This window comes from Lysinibacillus sp. FSL P4-0201, from assembly GCF_038593425.1.
Lineage (GTDB): Bacteria > Bacillota > Bacilli > Bacillales_A > Planococcaceae > Lysinibacillus > Lysinibacillus capsici.
Map to the genome: position 1 here is coordinate 1373444 of NZ_CP151995.1, position 20695 is coordinate 1394138.

A 20695-nucleotide genomic window follows, 5' to 3' on the forward strand; every position below is an offset into this window, starting at 1 on the left:
AATTTATTTATTCAACAATTAATATGCGAGGCGACGTTTTAGCAATTATTTTGGTCGAAATCCAGCCGCCAAAAATGGCAGCTATTACACTTACAAAGCTTATACCGATACTTGTCGGCCAGTTTATAACAAGCGGTAGTTCGAGTAAGCCATAATCTAAAATAATCGACTGAAGTGCAAGTGGAATTAATTTTATCCCGATAAAGATTCCTGCTAATGCACCCATTATGGATAGAATTAAAATACCTATTGTAATCGACCATCTAATATTTGTAGAGGTCATTCCAATCGATTTATAAATGCCATACGTGCTACTTTCTTTTCTAACATTAATTCGTGATACACTAAAAATAATGATGCAGGTTACGATGATAAATAAAATACCAACAATTGAAAGGGGAATGACTAAAACGGCCACGACTTCTTTAAAGACGGCATCTAATAATAGCTGTTGTGTGACAGCTGATACAGAACTTTTAAAGTGCGTATTTAAATCCTCAACGAATGGCGTAGCGACTGTTTCATCTAAAAGATTAATCATACTTACCTCTGAAGTAGTATAGGTAGTATTATAAACTTTAATAACCTCTGCTGTAATCCTTGCTGAATTTGACATATTTGCTATCGATTGATAGATTCCGGTCACAATAAGAAAATGCGGTTTCCCCTCAAGATAAACTTCTACAATATCGCCTATATTTTTATTTAAAGCGCGAGCGACATTGAGTCCAATCGCGATTTCGTTCTTACTGATTGGATTACGGCCAGACATTGTCACATAGCCAGCGGCATCAAAGCTACCCTCAATCACATTGACATTAATATTTAATGGGGGATGGCTGTCATTAGGGAGTATGCCTGTGAATTGATCAAGCCATGCATAATCTTTAACCCGTTCATCAGCCATTAAAAAATCTTCAAATTGTTGTTTTGTAAAGGTTTCTTTATTAGATACAGTTACTACTACATGTGAGGCATCATATCCCCATAAAGGAGATGTTTCTTTAATGGAAATAAAGCTATTTAATATGACTACACTAAAGACTAGTATGGCAGACGTAATGGAAGTAAGTGCAATAACAAGAATGGAACTTTTTATGTTTTTTGTGATACTTTTAAGACCAATTTGAAGTTGAATCGGTAGACTGCTTAATCTAAATAATCTATTCGAGCTGTTTCTGCGCTGATTCATTTTACTATTTGCATTTTCTGACATCCCATATTTGATGGCTTGAACAGGCTCTACATTTCGCGCCTTGTGTGAGTAGAAATAGGCAGTGAGTAGGACGATGCCAAATAAGATGAGAGCAATCACTATGTTAAATAGAGTATCTTGATGTATGGTTAAATGATTTCCTGCCTTCATATAAGATAAGGAGCTTTCTATAATTATTCTGGAAAGGAATTTACTAATGATGATGCCAGGTATAATCGCGACAGCAGATAACAATCCGAATTGTAATACGTAAGTGATACTTATCTCTCGAGAAGAAAGACCCAATGATTTTATAACGCCTATTGTTCTGTAATTCGTTAAAATGGCATCGGAAATGCTAAAACCAATAACAAACAAGGAAACCAAAAGCATAGCTATACCAAAGGCGATCATAATAAAGCCAATAATTTTATTAATGATCAAATAAAAAGAAGCTATTTCTTCATATTCCATTTTAGATTCAAGATAAGGTCCCTGCAGATACTTTTCAAAATCACCCCAATAATTGGTGTTTTGCTGATAGTCATTAAAGCGTAATGCCATCATGTACTGATCAGAACCTGTCATGGTTGCTAAATGCTGTTGATAATCAGTATTGTTCATCCAGATACGAGCATTTGTTGTAAAAGGGCCTCCGTATGGCATATCAACCACAATACCTGACACTGTTAAATTAAACGTGCTCTCACCTGTATGAAATTCAATTGCATCACCGAGCGAAATGGTAGCGCTTGATGCCAATGATGTGGGAATCCAAATGGTACCCTTAGGAGGAGAGAGTTGCTTTTCACCCTCAGAAAGTAGTAATTGATCAATCATAAACGGTGTATTTGGCGTATTCATCATAAATAAATAGATATTGGATATTTCTTTCCCATTGAAGGTAAATCTAGATAAATTTCTATAGGGTATGAGACTAGAAGTAGTCACGCCCGGTTGCTCCTGCCACCATTCGTTTACAGCAATCGGGTTATGAATATTGTTACCCATTGTTAAAATTTGATGGGCACCATTTGAATCATGATGGGCTTTTTCAAAAATATTGTTTGTATTGGTCAGTATAGTGACAGAAGTCGCCAGTAAAAGTGTTGATAAAAAAATAAGGACAACCATCAGTCCATTTTGTATTTTCCGTTTTCTTATATAGGAAGAGCAAAGGGTTATAATCGCGTACATTTTTTACTCCTTCCCAGCAACATAAGAAAAGATAATGTGTTCCCGTTCTTGTATGTTGGTATGATCATATTTTTCAAAGTTTAAGATCCCATCTATTTTTCCATCCTGAATGATGATTAGGCGATTCGCACGACAAGCTGCCTTCATATCATGTGTAATCATGACAATGGATTGCCCATTTCTATTTAAATTCGTTAAGGTATCTAATACTGCTACACCTTGATCAAAATTTAAACTACCAGTAGGTTCATCTGCAAATAACACTTCAGGATTGTTGACCAACGCTCTAGCAATGGCAGCTCTTTGTTGCTGTCCACCTGATGTTTGAGAGGGTAATCGATTTCGTTGTTTTTCAAGTCCCATTAAACTTAGTAGTTGCTCCGCTTTTTGTATGACTTCTTTTTTATTTTTTTTCGCGATGTATCCAGGAAGAGCAATATTCTCTAGTAGTGTCATATCTGGAATGAGATTGCTACTTTGATAGATATAGCCAACCTTCTGTGAACGCAAAGTAGCTAACTTTCGTTCAGAAAAGGTATCAAGTTTTTCTCCCTGAAAATAAACCTCTCCTGCTGTAAGGGCATCAAGCCCACTTAAAAGATAAAGAAGCGTTGATTTACCAGAACCAGAATTCCCCATAATAACGGTGAAATCCCCTTTATAAATGTCGACATTCATATTCTTAATAGCATGGAATTGTTCGCTGCCGGTTGAATAGGTTTTACATAAATTTTGGGCTCGAATCAGTATCTCTTTTTCCATGATAAGGCCTCCTTAACTCATTTTCTTTAGTGTAATATGTAATTATTAGTAAGTCCTTATGAAATTATTAATAAATTCTTACAGACAGAGTAACCTTTCTTAATAGTAAACGTTATAATATGCGATTTAATAGATGTAATAAATAAGGAGGTTTGAGATATGCCCTTAACATTTGCTCATCCAGCGGCAGTCTTACCTTTTTCTCGAAAAAGTAAATATATTCATTTTTCTGCATTAGTTTTAGGAAGTATGGCTCCAGATTTTGAATATTTTTTAAGAGGTCGGCCGATAGGGGAGATTGGTCATACCTTTGTAGGGTTCTTTTTATTCAATCTGCCACTCGTTCTTTTCATCTATTTGATTTATCAACGGTTTATCCAACAGCCAATCATGAGCCATTTACCAGAGTTTTTACAAGCTACAGAAAGCCATCCAATTGCAGGAAATAACATATGGAAAGTATTTGTTTTTGGCTACTCTGCATTGCTGGGCATGTTAACACATGTCATATGGGATTCATTTACACATCAAAATGGGCTTATGGTGACAAAACTTCGAGTTCTTACTCAAACATATACTTTCTTTGGCTATCAAATACCAATTTATAAATTTCTACAACACGGGAGTACCTTGTTTGGCATTGTGTTAATCTTTGGATATGTATATTACAGAGCAACTTTAAGCAAAGATAAAAAAATACCAGCTATATCGCCACGGAAAAAACTCATCTTTTGGAGTTTACTAGCTGTTTTAACGCTCGGATATGTATGTCTATGGCAGCTTATTAACGGCATTCCTTTAAGAAGTTATGGAATATGGGTTGTCCGTATTATCGATTCATTTTTTGGTAGTATACTTACCCTTTCTTTCTTTTTAGCATATAAGAAAAGAACGTTGAAAGAAAAAAAGACTTCCTAAAACGGGAGTCTTTTACGAGATGGGGAGTATAAGTGTAAAGGTAGTGCCTTCATTAGGCTTACTATGAAATGAAATGGACCCATGGTGCGCTTCCATAATATGCTGACAAATGGATAGGCCAAGTCCTGCTCCTTCATTTTTAATGACTGATTCACTTCCAGGCTGCCGACCTCTAAAGTAACGTTCAAAAATAAAAGGCATATCTTCGGGAAGCATTCCATTACCAGTATCTATTACTTGGATATAGAGTGATTGATTTTCAATATAGGTAGTAATGGTGATTGTATCTTCATGAGAAGAATGTTTTAACGCATTGGTAATAAGGTTGGAGATCACCTGCTCTAGTCGATCAGCATCTACTAGAATAAGGACATTAGGAATACTAGTAGGTCTTATAAAATGAATATTTGTTGTTTGGACATAATATTGAATTGGTTTCAGAATGTTTGTAAGAACGTCTTGGCTATATTGTTCTTTTAAATGGATCGGGATATGACCAAGCTCCTTTAAGGTATGAATAAATAAATCATCAACTAGCCTCGACATCTTATCCGTATTAGACTGCATGATTTGAATATAGGCCATAAGTGAATCTTCATCTCGACAAATACCCTCTGAAATAGCGTCTAAATATGCTTTGATTGTGGTTATGGGAGTTCTCACTTCATGAGATATATTAGAAATGAGCTTCTTTTGAGTTTGCTCTTGTTCATTGTGCTGGATGGCTAACTGTTTAATCTCTAATCGCATTTGATCAAATACTGCATACAATTCACCAATCTCATCCATTTTCGAGTGGATGGTAATTTGTTCGTAATTTCCTTTTACAATTTCCTCTGTGTTGTCCTTTAGCTCATCTAAAGGCTTTAAAATATCTTTATGAACTTTCCTTACTATGAATAGGGCAAGGCAAATGATCAAAAGGCTCAAGAAGCCAATAAAGACTAATAAAAGAGTCGAGTTGGAATTAGTCTGTTTTAAAGGAAAGAGAATGTCTTTGTTCAGGGAAAAAATAGCATTACCTATCTGTTCATTACTTTCTCCATTCATAATCGGAAAGGCTATATTAATCTTTCCAGGCTCTTGTTGTGAGGTAAATAAATCATAATGTATATCATGTTTAATATGAATAGTAGTTGAAACATCATTCTTAATTGAAGTGTAACTTACTGTTCCATCTAGTTGAACTACTGTAATATCAATATTCTTGTCATCACTCATTTGTTGTAGCGTGCTACGTACAGCTGAATCTAATGCGAAATTTGGAAAATGATCTTCTATGTACAATAATAATGGATTTACTGATAAACGAATTTGATTAATAACATATTTATCTTGTGATTCTTCTTGAGAAGTCTCTGTTGCAAAGTATAGTGAAAGGACAACGATAAACAATAATACAACACAGATTAATAGGGTCCATAACCACTTATTCATCCAATTTTTTAGGTACATTTGATTCTCCTATGAGTGATTGGGTGTACTGAATTTATAACCCACTCCCCAAACCGTTTGAAGATAAATAGGATGAGAAGGGCTGACTTCAATTTTTTCTCGAAGCCTTCTAATATAAACTGTAATTGTATTTTCATCTCCATAGGTCTCATAACCCCAAACGGCATCAAGTAACTGACCTTTAGAGAAAACTTGATTTCTATTTTTAGCTAGGAAAAATAGCAGTTCAAACTCTTTTGCTGACAGTGGTATTGGCTTGCTATCACGTAAAAAAATATATTCCTGTTTATTTATGACCATATTATCTATGTGAATGACATCTCCTCCCATATGCCGTCCATTATGCTGAAGCCATCTATCCTGTTTTCGTAAATGAGCGTTAATTCTTGCGACAAGTTCACTTAGAGAGAACGGTTTTGTCATATAATCATCCGCTCCAAAACCTAATCCCAGTACTTTATCTGTATCACTTCCTCGAGCACTTAAAATAAGAATGGCAACATTGCTATTTTCACGGATTTTACGACATATTTCAATGCCATCACAATCGGGTAGAGAAAGATCAAGGATAATGAAATCAGGTTTAGATTCTTGCAAATAATGGATTGCTTCATGACCTGTTCGAACAATATGTGAATCGAACTGATTAACACTTAAGTAGTCCCTTATAATATTAGCTATATCATTTTCGTCTTCAACAATTAGTACTTTGATGTTCCCGTTGCTCATACATACTATCTCTCCTTAGTAAGATGTCTAAATCATTTTCTTCGGTTGACTAGGAAAAAAAACAAAACAATGATAAGGAATGCATAAATTATAATCCATGTGTATTGCCAATAAAAAACGTTGGGTATAACTTCAATTTGATCGCCCACACTCATCATTTCTAATGAAAGATGAAGAGGAGGAAGTAACCAAAGAAGTCCAGTTAGAATAGAATCTTTTAAAGTAGCGATCACGACAGAAATAATAAGGATGCCTATTACACCCCACCACGTATTTCGCCTATTTTTCACGAGTTCCCTAGTAAATAAAGCAGTGAGTGCAATGGCAAGTAACGATAAACTAAAATGAGACAAGAAACCTAGGAAAATATGTAATAGCTTGGGCTTCTCAAAAAATGCCTCTATTAGAATTGGATAGATGACAGAAACACAGCTTAGGCTAAAGGCAAGCAGCCCACAAATGATGAATATCCCTAAATTGTAGTCTATTGTTTTTCTCGTATGAAGGGTAGTAATCATTTTTTGTCCTTCATCTTCAGCATGAAATAATGTAACAGTAAACCAGCCCATTAAAAAAAAGAGCACAAGAGATGTAAATGAATAACTATCTAATATTGGATTAGGCACAAAAGTATAATTAACGATAAGACATAGAATGAAGATTGTAAAAGGTGGAACGTATTGATAGGTTCTTAAATAATTTATCAATTGATAACGTACTAAACTGCTCATCGTTTTTGATTCCTCCTTTCAAAAATGAGAAGAGAATTGTTCTTTTTTGTGGTGGACAGTAGCTAAATATTTAATTGAAGCATTGTGTTGTAATAATTTCAGTAAAATTTCATCTGAATCCTTTGCTGGAACAATCGTCACGATTTCATAATGTCCATTCACTAAAAGTTGTTTTTGTTGAATCTCAATAGAAGGTATGATTTCATCGAGTAATGACAGGCTAGCAATCTCAAAAATTAATCGATGAGTTGGATTACGATCGAATTCCTTTATCTGAATGATCGTATTCTCTTGAATAAGTAAAACGGAGTCTACAAGCTTTTCGAGTAATTTGGTTTCATGACAGGTTAAGAGGATACTGAGACCTTTACTTCTTACTCTAGCTAAGATTTGTTCGAAATCATTTTGTGCCTTGGCATCAAGTCCTGACAATGGTTCATCCATTATCAGTAGATCAGTTTCTTCTAGCATCGCCTGCATAATCATCACCTTTTGCTTCATCCCTTTAGAGAAATGGACAATCCTTGTATTTTTTTCCTCTTTTAGTTGAAACATCTCAAGTAATTCTTCTATCTTCTGCAAAAGCTGCTTTTTAGCCATACCTCGTATACAGCCCATGTGATAAAGATATTCTTGAGGCGTAAATAAAATATGAGAAGGAGTTGTTTCTGGTACATAGCCAACTTTTAAAGACGTTTTATGCTTCACAATAGAACCACTGTCGGGTTTAATGAATGCTGCAATAATCTTGAGTAAAGTGCTTTTTCCAGAACCATTTTTCCCCACTAGAGCAATGATTTGATTGGACGCAATTGAAAACGATACATTCTCTAAAATTTTTTTCCCATTGTATTGTTTACAGATGTTTTGTACTTCCAAAATAGTAGTCATCTTCACACACCTTTATTTTTGGATAATTCTTCTCCATAAAATAATTATAATGAAAATCGACCATTCACTTCAATTAAATTGGTTATATTTCCTGTTTTTAGTTATTTCAGTTACATAAAAAAGCTCTGCTTTTTAAATAGCAGAACTTTTAAGGATTGATTACAACGAACGATATTTTTTTAAACTGATAATATTTAACGTAATGAAAACAATGGCAAAACAAGCAAGAATGCTGAGATTCACTATAATATCAGAAAGTGAATAACCTTTATACATCACACCATTCAATGCGTCCGCAGCATAGTATAGAGGCATGATACGCCCAATGTTTTGAAGCCATTCCGCCATACTATCCAGCGGGAAAATACCCGAAAAGAACACTTGAGGAACAATAACAAGCGGAATAAATTGCATCATTTGAAATTCTGAAGCGGCAAAGCTAGATAGCAACGCACCTAAGGATAACGAGACAAGAGCAACCATCATATTGATGAGTAGGACAAGCCAGATGGAGCCTACATGGACAATATCGAGCACATAAATACCAAACAGGACGATAATAATTGTTTGCAGGAACGCAAATAAACCATAGCCAACCATATAGCCTGCTACAATTTCTGAACGTTTAATCGGTGTCGCTAGTAAACGCTCCAATGTTCCAGAAGTACGCTCCTTTAATAAGGCAATGCCCGTAATTAAAAAAACAAAGAAAAAAACAAAGAAGCCAATGAGCATAGGACTAAATATATCAAAAATAGCCGTATCCTGATCACCATAAACATAGTCCGTTTTCATACTGCCTATAGAGGCTTGTGTAGGCTGTAAGATTTGAGCAAGTTGCATCATTAAAGCCTTTGCCAGAGAAGGATCATCATTTAATAAAGTTAACTTACTAACATTTTGCTCTACTGCTAGCCAACCATTATACTCTTTATCTTGTAGCTGTTTTTTTGAAAAATCATTGTCCACGATAATGGTAAAATCAGTCTCTTTTAATTTGTCGATCAATGGGGCGGGCGCATTAGAGACCACAAGTGTGACGGAAGCCTCATTACTATTGAAAATAAAATACATTAAGGACAAGACAAGAAGTGGGGCTAAAAATAATAAAGCAAGTGTCCGTCTATCTCTTTTCATTTGTTGGATGATTCTTGTGATGATAGCACCTATTCTCATTGAACGTCACCTCCAGCTTTTACAAACACCTCATCAAAGTCTTTTGCTTGATATTGTTCTTTTAACTCTTGAGGGGTACCCTGTGCAATAATATGTCCACTTCTCAGCATGGCCAATTGATCACATCTTTCCGCTTCATCCATCGCATGCGTCGTCACTAAAATGGTTTTTTGTTCTTGATCTTTTAAACGAATCAGTTCTTGCCAAATTTCCTTTTTTAAGACAGGATCTATCCCCACCGTTGGTTCATCCAAAATGAGTAGTTTAGGATTTTGAATAAGGGCAATAGCAAGAGATAATCGACGTTTCATTCCCCCCGAATAATTTTCTACTTTTTGTCGTAAGTCATCTGTTAAACGAACGAGGCTTGCCGCATAGGCTACTCTTTCTATTCGTTCCGCTTTAGATAGTGAATAAAGCTTTGCAAAAAAATGTAGATTTTCTTCCCCCGTTAAATCTGTATAAAGTGCATCTGATTGTGCCATATAGCCAATGTCATTTAATAATTGTTTATGAGGAACATTCAAATCTAATACTTGAATAGTACCACTATCAGGTTTCAGCATGCCCATAATCATTTTGATTAGTGTTGTTTTACCACAGCCTGACGGACCGAGTAAGCCCATTAACTGTCCCTTAGGAACATCCAAAGAAAGGGGGGCAATAACTTGCTTATGTTGAAATCGTTTTTCGAGAGACTTAATAGAGATTGCCTGGTTGCCCATATGGTCCTCACTCCTTCACTGAACACAATGTTGATTTGATAAAAATTTTACGGTAGCATGTGAGCAAATACAATCAACAGTTTGCCAGCAAGTGTTAAGTAAATGGAGGGAAATATGTGTCTGTACATGAAAAAATGAATTTTGAAACGAAGCAAGCCATTAAAAATGCTTTTATCCAACAAGTAGAGGAGGTAGGCTTTGAGCGTGTGACTGTAAAGAATTTAGCGTTAGTAGCTGAAATTAATCGTGGCACGTTTTATTTACATTATTCAGATAAATATGATGTGATGGAGGATTTGCAGCAAGAGCTATTAAAGGAGTTAGAGCGCTATGTCAAACATGTTCAGCCGTTGGATGCTTTTCAAACGTTAAAAATGGGGCAACTTTATCAGCCATTTATCAAGGTGATAACGTGTATAAAAGAGCATGCACCAGCTTTTCGTATGTTATTAGGAGAGCAGGGGAGCCCTAGCTTTACACAAAAGGTGAAAATGATCTTTGGGAGTCATATTTTGGACAGATTATCGCTTATACGCAAGGAAGCACAAGATCCAGAGTTTCAACAATACTTACAAGCCTTTATAGCATCTGCCATTTTGGGGGTCATTCAGGAGTGGTTGGACAAGGGGAACGAGAACTTAACGGTAGAAGAAATGGTCGCTCTACATTTTCGATTAATACGTTTTTTAGGAAATGTAGTAGGTACTATTTAATGAAAACCGCTACAGCACTGGATCTGTAGCGGCTAGAAATTTAGAGATGTAAATCTCGTTTTACAAAAAAACGAATTGCTAGACTATAGCAAAGCAAGCCAATGAGGAAAAGTGTACCTAGCATCCACCAGCAAGAGCTATTTTGTTGGATTAATTGAACTGAATCGAACAATGAATAGATTGTAATGTATTGTAATTTGTCTAGTGAACCACCCATATTGCTCAGTGCCTCAATCAGATAAAAGGCAATGGGAATGCCAGCACTATAGGCATAGGATGTTCTTAAATCTTTCGTGCTGCAAGACATAAGAAAACAGAATCCACTAATGGCAAAGTGCAATAAAAATAGCCCAAAATTTAACAGCAGTAGGGCCGTTATGTCCAGCTCATTAGGGAATAATATTTCTGCAAAGACAATCATGACCATCGTAGTAACAGCAAGGAGTGTAAAAAGGCTGATGATCAAAAATAGTGCTTGTGTAAAGACAATTTTAAAACGTGTATTCGGTGTAGCGATTAAGTATGCCATCGAACCATTATCAATATAGCCCATGATGAGCTTATTGGCTAACATGATAGAAAATACCAAAGGAAGAATCATTAATAAAAATCCATATAAATAGGTGGAGAGAAATTCTATCAAGGTATCGCCAATGCTGGTCATACCAAAGGCTGCCATCATCTCAGGCATAGTTTCTGTTAATTTTTTTAGTGTATCCGTCATTTCTGGGTTATACATATAAATTACACTGACAATATATAGCATTAGTACACCGATAATAATGGTGAATAGTTTAAGAGAGGCAAATAACTCATGCTTGAATAAGGTAAAATTCATGATTAAGCACCTCCACTTTCGTAATAATGCATAAAAATATCTTCTAGTGACTGGGAAATAACGTCTAAGTCTATAATTTTATAGTTAGATAGCGTATGGAGAAATGCTTGAAGGTCTCCCATTATAGTAATCATAACTTTTGTAGAAGAGATACGTTCAAGTACATATTCCTCATCAAGGAAGCGAGTGAGCTCTTGCTCATCTTGAAACTCAAGCATGTATTTTTTAGATTTACGTTTCTTTAAATCTGTAATGGTTTCAGTCGCCACGATTTTACCTGCATTAATAATCGCTACACGATCACAAGTTTTCTCTACTTCTTCAATCATATGAGAGGACATGAAAATGGTCGTTCCTTTGTCTTTTTCAGCTAAAATGAATTCAATAAATTTGGTTTGCATGAGCGGGTCTAAACCACTAGTAGGTTCATCTAGAATGACAATTTCGGGATGATGCATGAAGGCACAAACTAAACCAACCTTCTGCTTCATACCTTTCGACATTTTTTTTATGAGCCCAGAAGCATCTAATTCAAAGAAATGCATTAATTCCTCGGCATGGGTGTAATCATTCATCCCTCTTAACTTAGCAATAAAGTGAATAAATTGCTTACCCGTCATTTTATCAATAAACGCAATTTCTCCAGGTAAATAGCCAACAACTTGTTGAATGGTTGCAGATGCCTCCCGACAATTTAAACCGTTAATGAAACAAGAGCCCTCAGTTGGCTGTAAAAAACCCATTAAATGGCGTATAGTTGTGGATTTTCCTGCCCCATTTGGTCCTAAAAAACCGAACACTTCACCCTTTGGAATTTGTAGATGAACATTTTGTATACTATAAAAATCGCCAAACTTTTTAGTTAAATGGTTTACTTCAATCATGGACACGTCACTCACCCCATTTTATTGATACAATAATGTTTTCAAAAATAGAAAGTATTCACTAGCCTCTTCCATGCATTGCTCGATTAATTCATTAAAGAGCTCTTGATTATCTACATGCGCTTTTAATCTTTCCTCATAACGATGACTGATACCATCTGTTACCCATTGAATAGTATCAATTGCCTTTTTTATATCCAAATTTTCTCGGAATAAACTCGTATCAATTCCTTCGAATGCAGTTACATAAGCATTTTTTTGAAAAGCGGCATTGTAATGATTTAGTTCATCTCGTACCTCAGAGCTTGTTTCAGCATAGGCCTTTTTCAAAAAATCAAACAGCGCATGATATTGCTTCATGAGATCAACTTTAATTTTCATGATCTGTTCATAACGCTTAAAAATATCAGGCTCTGCTAAATCAATTTGGCGATTAAGTGCCTCGGAGAATTTAGTAGTTGTATAGTCATATAAGAAAAGATATAAATTTTTTTTACTACCAAAATAGTGATATAAAATGCCTTTTGATATATTGGCATTGCTCACAATTTTGTTTGTTGAAGCGGTAGCATAGTTATTGAGCGAAAATTCCCTTAAGGCAGCATTAATAATTGCTTGGCGCTTTTCTTCGGTTAAATTCATAAAAGCTTGATACAATTTTTTACTCCTTTCCGTCATATTTTATGCCATTATATAGAAATTGACTACTGTGGTCAATGTTTGGGAAAATAAAAAAGAACATGATTGTGACCATTTCCAATAGTCTCACTCATGCTCTCCATTGCTTCAGTTTACTTATCATAATAATTGTTCAATGCAATTTCTAAACGTTCTTCTAAATGCTTTGAAATATAGCTTAGAACGAATTGCTCTTTGTCCATTTCAATTTGTGCGGACTTAAAAAATTTGGTGAAAAAACCGACTTTATGATTTTGGGAATATTGCTGTAATGCTTCTGTACGTAATGTAGAAACGATTTCATTTTCTATATGACGCTCTCTAATCTTTTGGACAATGTCCTTCACGCTATTTTCTTGCAGCTCGGTAATTTGATTTTGTAGATGCTCATTTTCCTGCTTTAGCTCCAACGTTTCTTTTTGAATTTCTTCCACTTGAAGGACAGAATCGGTCGAAAGACGTTGAATGTTTTTGTCAAGAAAGTCCTGATTAATGTTAACTTGTAACGTCCCTTGCTCTTCATTCGGCAAAATCTGAAAAAGACCTGTTTGAATCATTTGCTGTAGGACGTTTCCAAGTAAATCGATTTTATGTGATAAATCCTCAGAATCCATGGTCGTTGCGGTAATTTGGTGTTTCAGCAACTGACCGTTATCATCAATACCTAGCAATAATTTAATCCCCCTTACACGATACTCATCCTTCAATAATAAAATCATACGCAATCTCAATATAGCAGGTAGGTTTAAACGAATATTGCTATTTGTATTGGGCGAAGCATTGTCAAAAATATACTGTTCAAACGGTTTTAAATAGTAGCGAAGCATGGCGTCTGTAATATTAAACCAGCCCGCGACTTCTGCAATTGTATAGTGTTTCGATTCATCGATCTCTGCTAAATACCCATCATTATAGAGGTTTTCCTCTAAAGGTGTATGTTGCAGTGCCACAAACAATGGGTCATCTTGCACAATTTCAAGTACCATTTCTTTTGCATCATTTACTTTAAGCATCCTTACACACCCCACTTTATTTTTCCCATGACTAAATGTTCCCTATATAGGTTTCTATTCGATTGGCAGCAATTGTATGCCTATTTTATGTAGGAAATAGTCATTAGAACGAAGTACCTTTTAATCTTTTATGAATCTTAAGGGAAATTGTACTGATGTTCAGGAGGAAGTTAATACAGAAGAATTACCATCCTATACATTTTATTTTTTATAGATAAAAGAATATAATTGGTGTAAAATTACACTTAAATAATCATATTATATTTTTGTGGAGGTGTAGCTGAAATGAAAAGATTTATTCAAAGTATGTTGTCGCTATTTCCATTTCCGTTTTTATTTCATTTTTACGAGTATAATAGCCACCTCTCAAACCAAGAGGCTAGCTTCTTATTGCCATTATTTCTTTTTTCCATCATTGGAGTTGGCATAGTATCTAGAAATGAACATCTACCTTTGTTCATTGTCCTAAATTTTTTGATGACTGCTTTGTCTTTAATGTTAGGCCATTTTTTTATAGATGATGATGGAAGTTGGTTTAAGCCTTTTGGAAGAGATATAGCCATTATCTTTGTTTCATTCTTTTATGTTTTTGGGCAATTAATTATAAGAGGGATTAATATTGGAATCATAAGACATAGAGTAAAAGATTAAAATTACAATAAGTCGTATAAGAAAGGACCATGCCTTTATAAGAAGAGAGGAAAATATGGTCATTACTATTGATAAAGCTAAAAATGAAGATTATATTGCGATCAATCATCTTGGGGAAACAGTTACTTGAACGTGGTAAAGAATGGGGAGGGGGCTACATCTATAGAATTAACTGTGTAAGTTCAATACCAATGAAATTGAATTTTATGAGCATTTAGGGATAAAGAGTGTAAAAAGAAAAATGAAGATGAATATAGAAATCAAGCAATTAAGTCACTCATGAATGAAAATGAGCGACTTTTTTCGTTTTTACCCTATGAGATCGTGTTGATCTACTAACTAATAATGTCAATTATTAAGAAAAAGTTAAGAATTCTCCTTGCAAATCTTTAAGAAAGTCTCTTTATAGTTAAAACCATCAATAATGAAAGCAAAGCGAGGAGACAACTAAATGCAGCTCATCACCTTCCTTACTGAATTTATAAAGCATCCAAAAACAATAGGCGCTATATCACCTAGTTCTAAGAAATTAGCGCATAAAATGGTGCAACCTATTTGCTTTGAGACGGCTCAATGCATTATAGAGCTTGGCCCTGGGATGGGGGCCTTTACAAAGGAGCTTGTGAAAAGAAAAAAGCCAGCTACATTACTTGTTCTCATTGAACATAATGCGATTTTTTGTGAGAAACTGCGTAGGCAATTTGCTCATGTAGCCAATGTTGTAGTGATCCATGGTTCAGCAGAAAATTTGAAGCAATATTTGACAGATTTGAATATCGAAAAAATAGATTATGTTATTTCTGGACTGCCATTTACTTCGTTAAAGGCGGAAGTATCGTGTTGTATTTTAAGAAATGTGAGGGATTGTTTGTACAATGGAAAATTCATTACTTTCCAATATTCACTTGTGAAAAAATCATTTTTTCAAACCTATTTTCAGAATATTTCACATGAGAAAGTATGGATTAATATGCCACCAGCCTATGTATTGAGCTGTAGGCTAGGAAATACGAGGGTTAGCTAATGGAGCTAAAGGATCTTTTATTATTTATTGAACAATATGGCTATTTTGCTTTGTTTTTTAGTTTATGGCTAGGGATCATAGGCATGCCGCTACCAGATGAAATGATTGTCATGAGTGGTGGTTTTCTATCGTCGCTAGGAAAATTGGTCATATGGAAATCTTTCTTACTTACTTATTTAGGCGTTGTTTCAGGGCTTTCTCTAGGATTTATACTTGGAAAACTATTTGGTCATCGTGTACTCGATAAACTTGTGAAAAAGAAAAAGGCAAAGTACTTAACCAAATCACAAGAATTGTTAGATCAATATGGACACTTTGCATTAGTCCTGAGTTACTTTATTCCAATTGTTCGACATATCCTCCCTTACTTGGTGGGAATGAATAATATGTCTTTTAAAACATATGCCTTATTTTCCTATACAACAGGCTTTGTCTGGACATTGATTTATTTTACACTAGGTTTATTATTTGGCACTCAAATTGAATATATTTCTTTGATTGCTACGAAATATGGTATTTACTTTGGGTTATTCATCGTGACTGTTAGCTGTATTTATTATTTTTATATACGGAAAATAAAAAAATAGCTAAAATGGAGGAGCATTATGAATGGAAAATATTTGATTAATGGTGGGATTAGATGAGTAATGAAACAATTTTAATTGTAGATGATGAAAAAGAGATAAGAAATCTGATAGGCATTTATTTGAAAAATGAGGGGTTTCATGTGTTAGAGGCATGTGATGGAGAAGAGGGCTTACAGTTAGTAAAAAAGCATAAAGTACATTTAATTGTATTGGATTTAATGATGCCTAAAGTAAATGGCATTGAAATGTGTATGAAGGTAAGAGAAATAGCAGAAATGCCTATTATTATGCTAACTGCCAAATCTCAAGATATGGATAAGATTAGTGGTTTAACGATAGGTGCTGATGATTATGTGACTAAGCCCTTTAATCCGTTAGAGCTAATTGCCCGCATTAAATCACAGCTCCGTCGCTATCTGAAAATGAGTGGCTTACATAGCAGCAATAGAGAGGAGCTGGAAGTTGGCGATTTACGTATCAATACAGCGACACATGAAGTTTTTGTTAACAATGAAAGAGTAAAGCTGACACCTAGGGAGTTTGCTATTTTGGAATTGCTTGTTAGTAACCCTGGCATTGTCATGAGTGCAGAGCAAATCTATGAAAAAGTTTGGAAAGAGGAAGCATTTCAATCGGAAAATACTGTAATGGTACATATTCGAAAAATTAGAGAGCGAATTGAGGCAAATCCAAGGAATCCACAATATATTAAAACCGTATGGGGAGTAGGGTATAAAGTTGAAAAAGTTCTTTAGGCTTTTAAAGTTCCCAAGGTTTCTGAAGCAAATTGGTGCGAAAATAAAAAATAATATTCAACGTAGCATTCGTATTCAACTATTTACAACGTTTTTATTATGTGCACTTGGCAGTTTTTTAGTGGCACGTGCAGTAGTGCCATTTTTTGAGAATAACAATGAGACAGTGATTGTGGATTATAGTGGTAGTATGAAGATGATGTATTATCATGCACAGGATACAGCAGCATTGGCAACCCAAGAAAATAGTGTTGAAGCATTAAGAGAATTGATCGATCAAGAAAATGGAAAAATAGAAAATGAGGACAATGCATTCAAAATTGTCGTCACAGATGAGGCAGGTAAGATCTTATATAAAACAAAGCAGGTAAAAGAGCAACAAATCGATTTGCATGAAGAAATAAGGCATATCATGGGCTTTACAATGAATCAACCTTTTGAAAATGCCTATCATATGATCGAAACTTCTCGTGAAGAGTTTACTACATTAGTGCCACTAACTTTACAAGATAAAAATTATTACTTCTTTGTTAGTGGGCTTCCACAAGGAGAAGCCATCACAAGTACGAATGAAGGTCCCATACCTTTTTTCATTGGTGTTATGTTGTTTATCGTATCATTTTTCTCGATAACAAAACGCAAAATGAATCAAATTGAGGCATTAGCGGAGGGGGTTATGGAAATCGCAAAAGGAAATTTAGCCTTTCGTATTGAGAAAAAAGGCCAAGATGAAATTGCTTCACTAACGGATAATGTTAATCAAATGGCAGAAGAAATTATGACAAGTATCGAGATGGAGAGGAAAATTGAGCAACAAAAAAACGAGCTTATTACAAATGTTTCACATGACCTTAGAACACCTCTTACCTCAATCATGGGTTATTTGCGTTTATTAAGAGAAGAGAAGTATGAGACAAAAGAGCAATATGACGAATATTTGAAAATAGCCTTTTCTAAATCCGAGCAATTAAAAAATTTAATAGACGATTTATTTGAATATACTAAGCTCACGAATGATAAAAATACTTTAATGCGACAACAAGTTTGTGTAAATGAGCTGCTCTCACAACTAATGGAGGAACTAGTGCCGTTAGCAGAGGAGAAACAACGTATTTTTATAAAACATTTTCCAGAGAATCGAATTTTTGCTGCGCTGGATTCGGAAAAGATTGTACGAGTTTTTGATAATCTACTCATCAATGCGATCAATTATAGTACTGCTGAAGGAAAAATTATGGTTTCCCTTGAAGGACAAGCAAACCATGTGCGTATTTGTGTAGCGAATCAAAGTGATACCTTTACATCGGTGGAGCTTGCTAGTTTATTTGAGAGATTTTATAAAAAAGATCAATCGAGAACAAATGTAACCGAAGGCTCAGGGCTTGGACTAGCGATTGCCAAAAGCATAGTGGAGCTTCACGGAGGAACGATTCACGCAAAATACAAAAACGAGACACTGTACTTTATTATCACATTGCCGTTAGCAGCTTCATAACTGACTACAATGGAAGAATAGTAATGGCATGTTGTGTTTGTGTATGATGTGACAGCATGTCTTGCAGGGTTACTAGGGTAGCTGTGTTTCTGATTAATAATTGGATTTCAGTATGCTTGTATTGTCGTTGAAAGTCCATAATATAATCTACAATGATATGTAAATTACATTGATTTTTAATCTCTACCTCAACGAAAAATGGCAGTGTTAAATCTGGCAGCTTAATACTGCCACCACGTCGAATCCAAATTGCTTCCTGCCCATAGTAGCGGATCGGTAATTGGCGGTTACTAGCAATAAAAATATCCATAGAAAACTCCCTTCAGTGTCTAATTACAGCCTAATGGAAATGCATTCAGTCGTCAAAAGAAAACATGTGAAAATCTGATTGAAGATTTTCACATGTTTTTTTGTTTGTTTTTTGTTGAATTTGATTTGAATATGTCCGTTTTTTGGACTAAATGTAAAGGGCATGTAAACATTAATTTAATCCATTGTAAATGATATGTACAGCTAGCTTAAAACTATTAATAATAAAGTCTGACAACAAGGAAAGGGTTGAATGGATTGGCTATCAATGTACAGGAGATGATTTTCCAATTTCTTGGAGGGTTAGGCTTATTTCTTTTCGCTATTAAATTTATGGGAGATGGCTTGCAGAAGGCTGCAGGTGATCGACTAAGAGATATTTTAGATAAATTTACAACAAACCCATTGATGGGTGTACTAGTTGGTATTGTTGTTACAGTTCTCATACAATCAAGTTCAGGTACGACCGTTATAACTGTTGGACTAGTGAGCGCAGGACTTATGAAATTGCGTCAAGCAATAGGCGTTATTATGGGAGCTAATATTGGGACAACCATCACAGCATTTATTATAGGAATAGATGTAGGTGCTTACGCATATCCAATTATGGCAGTGGGCGCGATATGCTTATTTTTCTTTAAGAAAAGTTTCATTCAAAATATGGGACAAGTATTATTCGGGTTTGCAGGTTTATTTATTGGTTTAGAGCTTATGAGTGGTGGAATGAAGCCGCTTAGAGATTGGCAACCATTTTTAGATTTGACTGTACAAATGTCTGATGTGCCGATTTTAGGCGTATTAGTAGGAACGATATTCACCCTGATTGTTCAATCTTCCTCAGCTACAGTAGGGATTTTACAAGGGCTTTATGCTGAAGATTTAATAACTTTACACGGGGCATTACCTGTCTTGTTTGGAGATAATATTGGTACAACGATTACAGCAATTCTAGCCGCTTTAGGTGCTTCTATTGCAGCAAAGCGAGCAGCTGCCACACATTTACTATTTAATGTAGTGGGTACAATTATCTTTATGCTCATATTGGGATTATTTACGAACTATGTGGAATGGATTGCAGGGGTGCTCAATTTAGAGCCGAAAATGCAAATAGCCTTTGCACATGGAACGTTTAATGTCATCAATACAATCATTCAGTTACCATTCATAGGTGTTTGGGCTTATGTCGTAACGAAACTAATTCCAGGAGAAGATTCAGTTATTGAATACAAACCAAAATTTTTGGATAAAAATTTGATTATCAAATCACCATCAGTGGCATTAGGTCAAGCAAAAATGGAAGTAGTGCGCATGGGCGAGTATAGTATTCAAGGTCTAGAAGAAACGTTAACGATTTTGAAAACGGATGATGCTAAGTTAATCGGCAAGGTCAGCCAATTGGAGGAAGCCATTAATAATTTAGACCGCAAATCAACAGAATATTTAGTGGAGCTATCAAAACAATCTCTATCAACCCATGATTCCCAAGTGCATCATGCTTTATTTGAAAATATTCGGGATATCGAACGAATTGGTGATCATGTAGAAAATATAATTGAGCTTCTGCAATACAAGGATAGTAATCGCGTTCGTTTAAGTCAACAAGCGATGCAGGAGTTAGAAGATATGTTTGTTTTTACAGTAGAAACTGTGAAAATGTCTATTGAATCCCTTGATAAGCGTGATCTTTCCTTAGCACAGCAAGTGATAGAAAAAGAAAATGAAATTGATAATATGGAGAGACGTTTACGTAAATTGCATATTAAGCGATTAAATGAAGGAGTTTGCTCAGGTTCAGCAGGTATTGTATTTGCGGATATTGTGAGTAATTTAGAAAGAATTGGTGATCATGCTTCTAACATAGCGGAAACCGTTATTGCCTAATAATAAGCTGTTCAGTGGAGATAATCTGCTGAACAGCTTTTTTATTAGGGGAAGGATAGAATTGTTAAAATGACGGATAGAATTTCAA

Annotated in this window: 21 protein-coding genes; 8 read left to right on the forward strand and 13 right to left on the reverse strand. The window is 35.1% G+C overall.

The genetic code is table 11. The annotated features are described in order from the left end of the window. Positions 1 to 7: 7 nt before the first annotated feature. Together MKY76_RS06605 and MKY76_RS06610 are read right to left on the reverse strand one after the other, a co-directional pair. The gene (locus tag MKY76_RS06605) at positions 8 to 2392 is read right to left on the reverse strand and encodes an FtsX-like permease family protein (RefSeq protein ID WP_342557543.1); all 2385 of its coding nucleotides are present in this window, start codon (positions 2390 to 2392) and stop codon (positions 8 to 10) included. Between the two features lie 3 nt (positions 2393 to 2395). Beyond that, complete coding sequence (locus MKY76_RS06610) at positions 2396 to 3154, reverse strand: ABC transporter ATP-binding protein (RefSeq protein ID WP_112117594.1); 759 nt, start codon at positions 3152 to 3154, stop codon at positions 2396 to 2398. A 159-nt stretch (positions 3155 to 3313) separates the two neighbouring features. On the opposite strand from MKY76_RS06610, the gene MKY76_RS06615 reads away from it, so the two are divergent. After that, positions 3314 to 4072 (forward strand): DUF4184 family protein, encoded by a 759-nt coding sequence (locus MKY76_RS06615; RefSeq protein ID WP_342557544.1) that lies wholly within the window; start codon positions 3314 to 3316, stop codon positions 4070 to 4072. A 12-nt stretch (positions 4073 to 4084) separates the two neighbouring features. Here the strand turns inward: MKY76_RS06615 and MKY76_RS06620 are convergent, their stop codons facing one another. The 6 genes from MKY76_RS06620 to MKY76_RS06645 form a co-directional block, all read right to left on the reverse strand. After that, the gene (locus MKY76_RS06620; protein ID WP_342557545.1) at positions 4085 to 5527 is read right to left on the reverse strand and encodes a HAMP domain-containing sensor histidine kinase; all 1443 of its coding nucleotides are present in this window, start codon (positions 5525 to 5527) and stop codon (positions 4085 to 4087) included. 9 nt (positions 5528 to 5536) lie between these two features. Further along, positions 5537 to 6256 (reverse strand): response regulator transcription factor, encoded by a 720-nt coding sequence (locus MKY76_RS06625; protein WP_342557546.1) that lies wholly within the window; start codon positions 6254 to 6256, stop codon positions 5537 to 5539. Between the two features lie 32 nt (positions 6257 to 6288). Then, the gene (locus MKY76_RS06630) at positions 6289 to 6987 is read right to left on the reverse strand and encodes an ABC transporter permease (protein ID WP_342557547.1); all 699 of its coding nucleotides are present in this window, start codon (positions 6985 to 6987) and stop codon (positions 6289 to 6291) included. Positions 6988 to 7005: 18 nt separating this feature from the next. Next, positions 7006 to 7878: an ABC transporter ATP-binding protein gene (locus MKY76_RS06635; protein ID WP_342557548.1), complete on the reverse strand. Its 873-nt coding sequence runs from the start codon at positions 7876 to 7878 to the stop codon at positions 7006 to 7008. 159 nt (positions 7879 to 8037) lie between these two features. Beyond that, positions 8038 to 9054: an ABC transporter permease gene (locus MKY76_RS06640; RefSeq protein WP_259949939.1), complete on the reverse strand. Its 1017-nt coding sequence runs from the start codon at positions 9052 to 9054 to the stop codon at positions 8038 to 8040. Then, the gene (locus MKY76_RS06645; protein ID WP_112117601.1) at positions 9051 to 9779 is read right to left on the reverse strand and encodes an ABC transporter ATP-binding protein; all 729 of its coding nucleotides are present in this window, start codon (positions 9777 to 9779) and stop codon (positions 9051 to 9053) included. Before MKY76_RS06645 ends, MKY76_RS06640 begins: the two co-directional genes overlap by 4 nt. Positions 9780 to 9895: 116 nt before the next feature. On the opposite strand from MKY76_RS06645, the gene MKY76_RS06650 reads away from it, so the two are divergent. Beyond that, positions 9896 to 10492, forward strand: a complete 597-nt coding sequence (locus tag MKY76_RS06650; protein ID WP_016993228.1) for a TetR/AcrR family transcriptional regulator C-terminal domain-containing protein — start codon at positions 9896 to 9898, stop codon at positions 10490 to 10492. A 40-nt stretch (positions 10493 to 10532) separates the two neighbouring features. Here the strand turns inward: MKY76_RS06650 and MKY76_RS06655 are convergent, their stop codons facing one another. The 4 genes from MKY76_RS06655 to MKY76_RS06670 form a co-directional block, all read right to left on the reverse strand. After that, positions 10533 to 11330, reverse strand: coding sequence for an ABC transporter permease subunit (locus tag MKY76_RS06655; RefSeq protein ID WP_342557549.1), 798 nt, complete (start codon positions 11328 to 11330; stop codon positions 10533 to 10535). Between the two features lie 2 nt (positions 11331 to 11332). Further along, positions 11333 to 12214: an ABC transporter ATP-binding protein gene (locus tag MKY76_RS06660; protein WP_233436359.1), complete on the reverse strand. Its 882-nt coding sequence runs from the start codon at positions 12212 to 12214 to the stop codon at positions 11333 to 11335. A 21-nt stretch (positions 12215 to 12235) separates the two neighbouring features. Next, positions 12236 to 12871: a TetR/AcrR family transcriptional regulator gene (locus tag MKY76_RS06665; protein WP_048391200.1), complete on the reverse strand. Its 636-nt coding sequence runs from the start codon at positions 12869 to 12871 to the stop codon at positions 12236 to 12238. Between the two features lie 134 nt (positions 12872 to 13005). After that, complete coding sequence (locus tag MKY76_RS06670) at positions 13006 to 13905, reverse strand: hypothetical protein (RefSeq protein WP_259949940.1); 900 nt, start codon at positions 13903 to 13905, stop codon at positions 13006 to 13008. Positions 13906 to 14190: 285 nt separating this feature from the next. Between MKY76_RS06670 and MKY76_RS06675 the strand changes: the two genes are divergently transcribed. From MKY76_RS06675 to MKY76_RS06695, 5 genes are all read left to right on the forward strand, one after another. Beyond that, complete coding sequence (locus tag MKY76_RS06675) at positions 14191 to 14556, forward strand: hypothetical protein (protein WP_259949941.1); 366 nt, start codon at positions 14191 to 14193, stop codon at positions 14554 to 14556. 451 nt (positions 14557 to 15007) lie between these two features. Then, positions 15008 to 15580, forward strand: coding sequence for an rRNA adenine N-6-methyltransferase family protein (locus MKY76_RS06680; RefSeq protein ID WP_054550638.1), 573 nt, complete (start codon positions 15008 to 15010; stop codon positions 15578 to 15580). Then, positions 15580 to 16167: a DedA family protein gene (locus tag MKY76_RS06685; protein WP_305193184.1), complete on the forward strand. Its 588-nt coding sequence runs from the start codon at positions 15580 to 15582 to the stop codon at positions 16165 to 16167. Before MKY76_RS06680 ends, MKY76_RS06685 begins: the two co-directional genes overlap by 1 nt. Before the next feature lie 53 nt (positions 16168 to 16220). After that, positions 16221 to 16922 (forward strand): response regulator transcription factor, encoded by a 702-nt coding sequence (locus tag MKY76_RS06690; RefSeq protein ID WP_048391196.1) that lies wholly within the window; start codon positions 16221 to 16223, stop codon positions 16920 to 16922. Continuing rightward, positions 16906 to 18417, forward strand: coding sequence for an ATP-binding protein (locus MKY76_RS06695; protein WP_342557550.1), 1512 nt, complete (start codon positions 16906 to 16908; stop codon positions 18415 to 18417). The genes MKY76_RS06690 and MKY76_RS06695 overlap by 17 nt, the downstream gene beginning before the upstream one ends. A gap of 4 nt (positions 18418 to 18421) precedes the next feature. Here MKY76_RS06695 and MKY76_RS06700 read toward each other — a convergent pair whose 3' ends face one another. Then, the gene (locus MKY76_RS06700) at positions 18422 to 18727 is read right to left on the reverse strand and encodes a hypothetical protein (protein WP_342557551.1); all 306 of its coding nucleotides are present in this window, start codon (positions 18725 to 18727) and stop codon (positions 18422 to 18424) included. A gap of 278 nt (positions 18728 to 19005) precedes the next feature. Between MKY76_RS06700 and MKY76_RS06705 the strand changes: the two genes are divergently transcribed. Then, complete coding sequence (locus MKY76_RS06705; protein ID WP_342557889.1) at positions 19006 to 20607, forward strand: Na/Pi cotransporter family protein; 1602 nt, start codon at positions 19006 to 19008, stop codon at positions 20605 to 20607. Positions 20608 to 20695: the final 88 nt, after the last annotated feature.

Coding starts and splice junctions, on each gene's coding strand:
- MKY76_RS06690 (WP_048391196.1), top strand. CDS start 16,221: ATGAGTAATGAAACAATTTTAATTGTAGATGATGAAAAAGAGATAAGA.
- MKY76_RS06615 (WP_342557544.1), top strand. CDS start 3,314: ATGCCCTTAACATTTGCTCATCCAGCGGCAGTCTTACCTTTTTCTCGA.
- MKY76_RS06655 (WP_342557549.1), bottom strand. CDS start 11,330: ATGAATTTTACCTTATTCAAGCATGAGTTATTTGCCTCTCTTAAACTA.
- MKY76_RS06670 (WP_259949940.1), bottom strand. CDS start 13,905: ATGCTTAAAGTAAATGATGCAAAAGAAATGGTACTTGAAATTGTGCAA.
- MKY76_RS06640 (WP_259949939.1), bottom strand. CDS start 9,054: ATGAGAATAGGTGCTATCATCACAAGAATCATCCAACAAATGAAAAGA.
- MKY76_RS06700 (WP_342557551.1), bottom strand. CDS start 18,727: ATGGATATTTTTATTGCTAGTAACCGCCAATTACCGATCCGCTACTAT.
- MKY76_RS06675 (WP_259949941.1), top strand. CDS start 14,191: ATGAAAAGATTTATTCAAAGTATGTTGTCGCTATTTCCATTTCCGTTT.
- MKY76_RS06705 (WP_342557889.1), top strand. CDS start 19,006: ATGATTTTCCAATTTCTTGGAGGGTTAGGCTTATTTCTTTTCGCTATT.
- MKY76_RS06630 (WP_342557547.1), bottom strand. CDS start 6,987: ATGAGCAGTTTAGTACGTTATCAATTGATAAATTATTTAAGAACCTAT.
- MKY76_RS06625 (WP_342557546.1), bottom strand. CDS start 6,256: ATGAGCAACGGGAACATCAAAGTACTAATTGTTGAAGACGAAAATGAT.
- MKY76_RS06605 (WP_342557543.1), bottom strand. CDS start 2,392: ATGTACGCGATTATAACCCTTTGCTCTTCCTATATAAGAAAACGGAAA.
- MKY76_RS06635 (WP_342557548.1), bottom strand. CDS start 7,878: ATGACTACTATTTTGGAAGTACAAAACATCTGTAAACAATACAATGGG.
- MKY76_RS06610 (WP_112117594.1), bottom strand. CDS start 3,154: ATGGAAAAAGAGATACTGATTCGAGCCCAAAATTTATGTAAAACCTAT.
- MKY76_RS06680 (WP_054550638.1), top strand. CDS start 15,008: ATGCAGCTCATCACCTTCCTTACTGAATTTATAAAGCATCCAAAAACA.
- MKY76_RS06645 (WP_112117601.1), bottom strand. CDS start 9,779: ATGGGCAACCAGGCAATCTCTATTAAGTCTCTCGAAAAACGATTTCAA.
- MKY76_RS06620 (WP_342557545.1), bottom strand. CDS start 5,527: ATGTACCTAAAAAATTGGATGAATAAGTGGTTATGGACCCTATTAATC.
- MKY76_RS06660 (WP_233436359.1), bottom strand. CDS start 12,214: ATGATTGAAGTAAACCATTTAACTAAAAAGTTTGGCGATTTTTATAGT.
- MKY76_RS06685 (WP_305193184.1), top strand. CDS start 15,580: ATGGAGCTAAAGGATCTTTTATTATTTATTGAACAATATGGCTATTTT.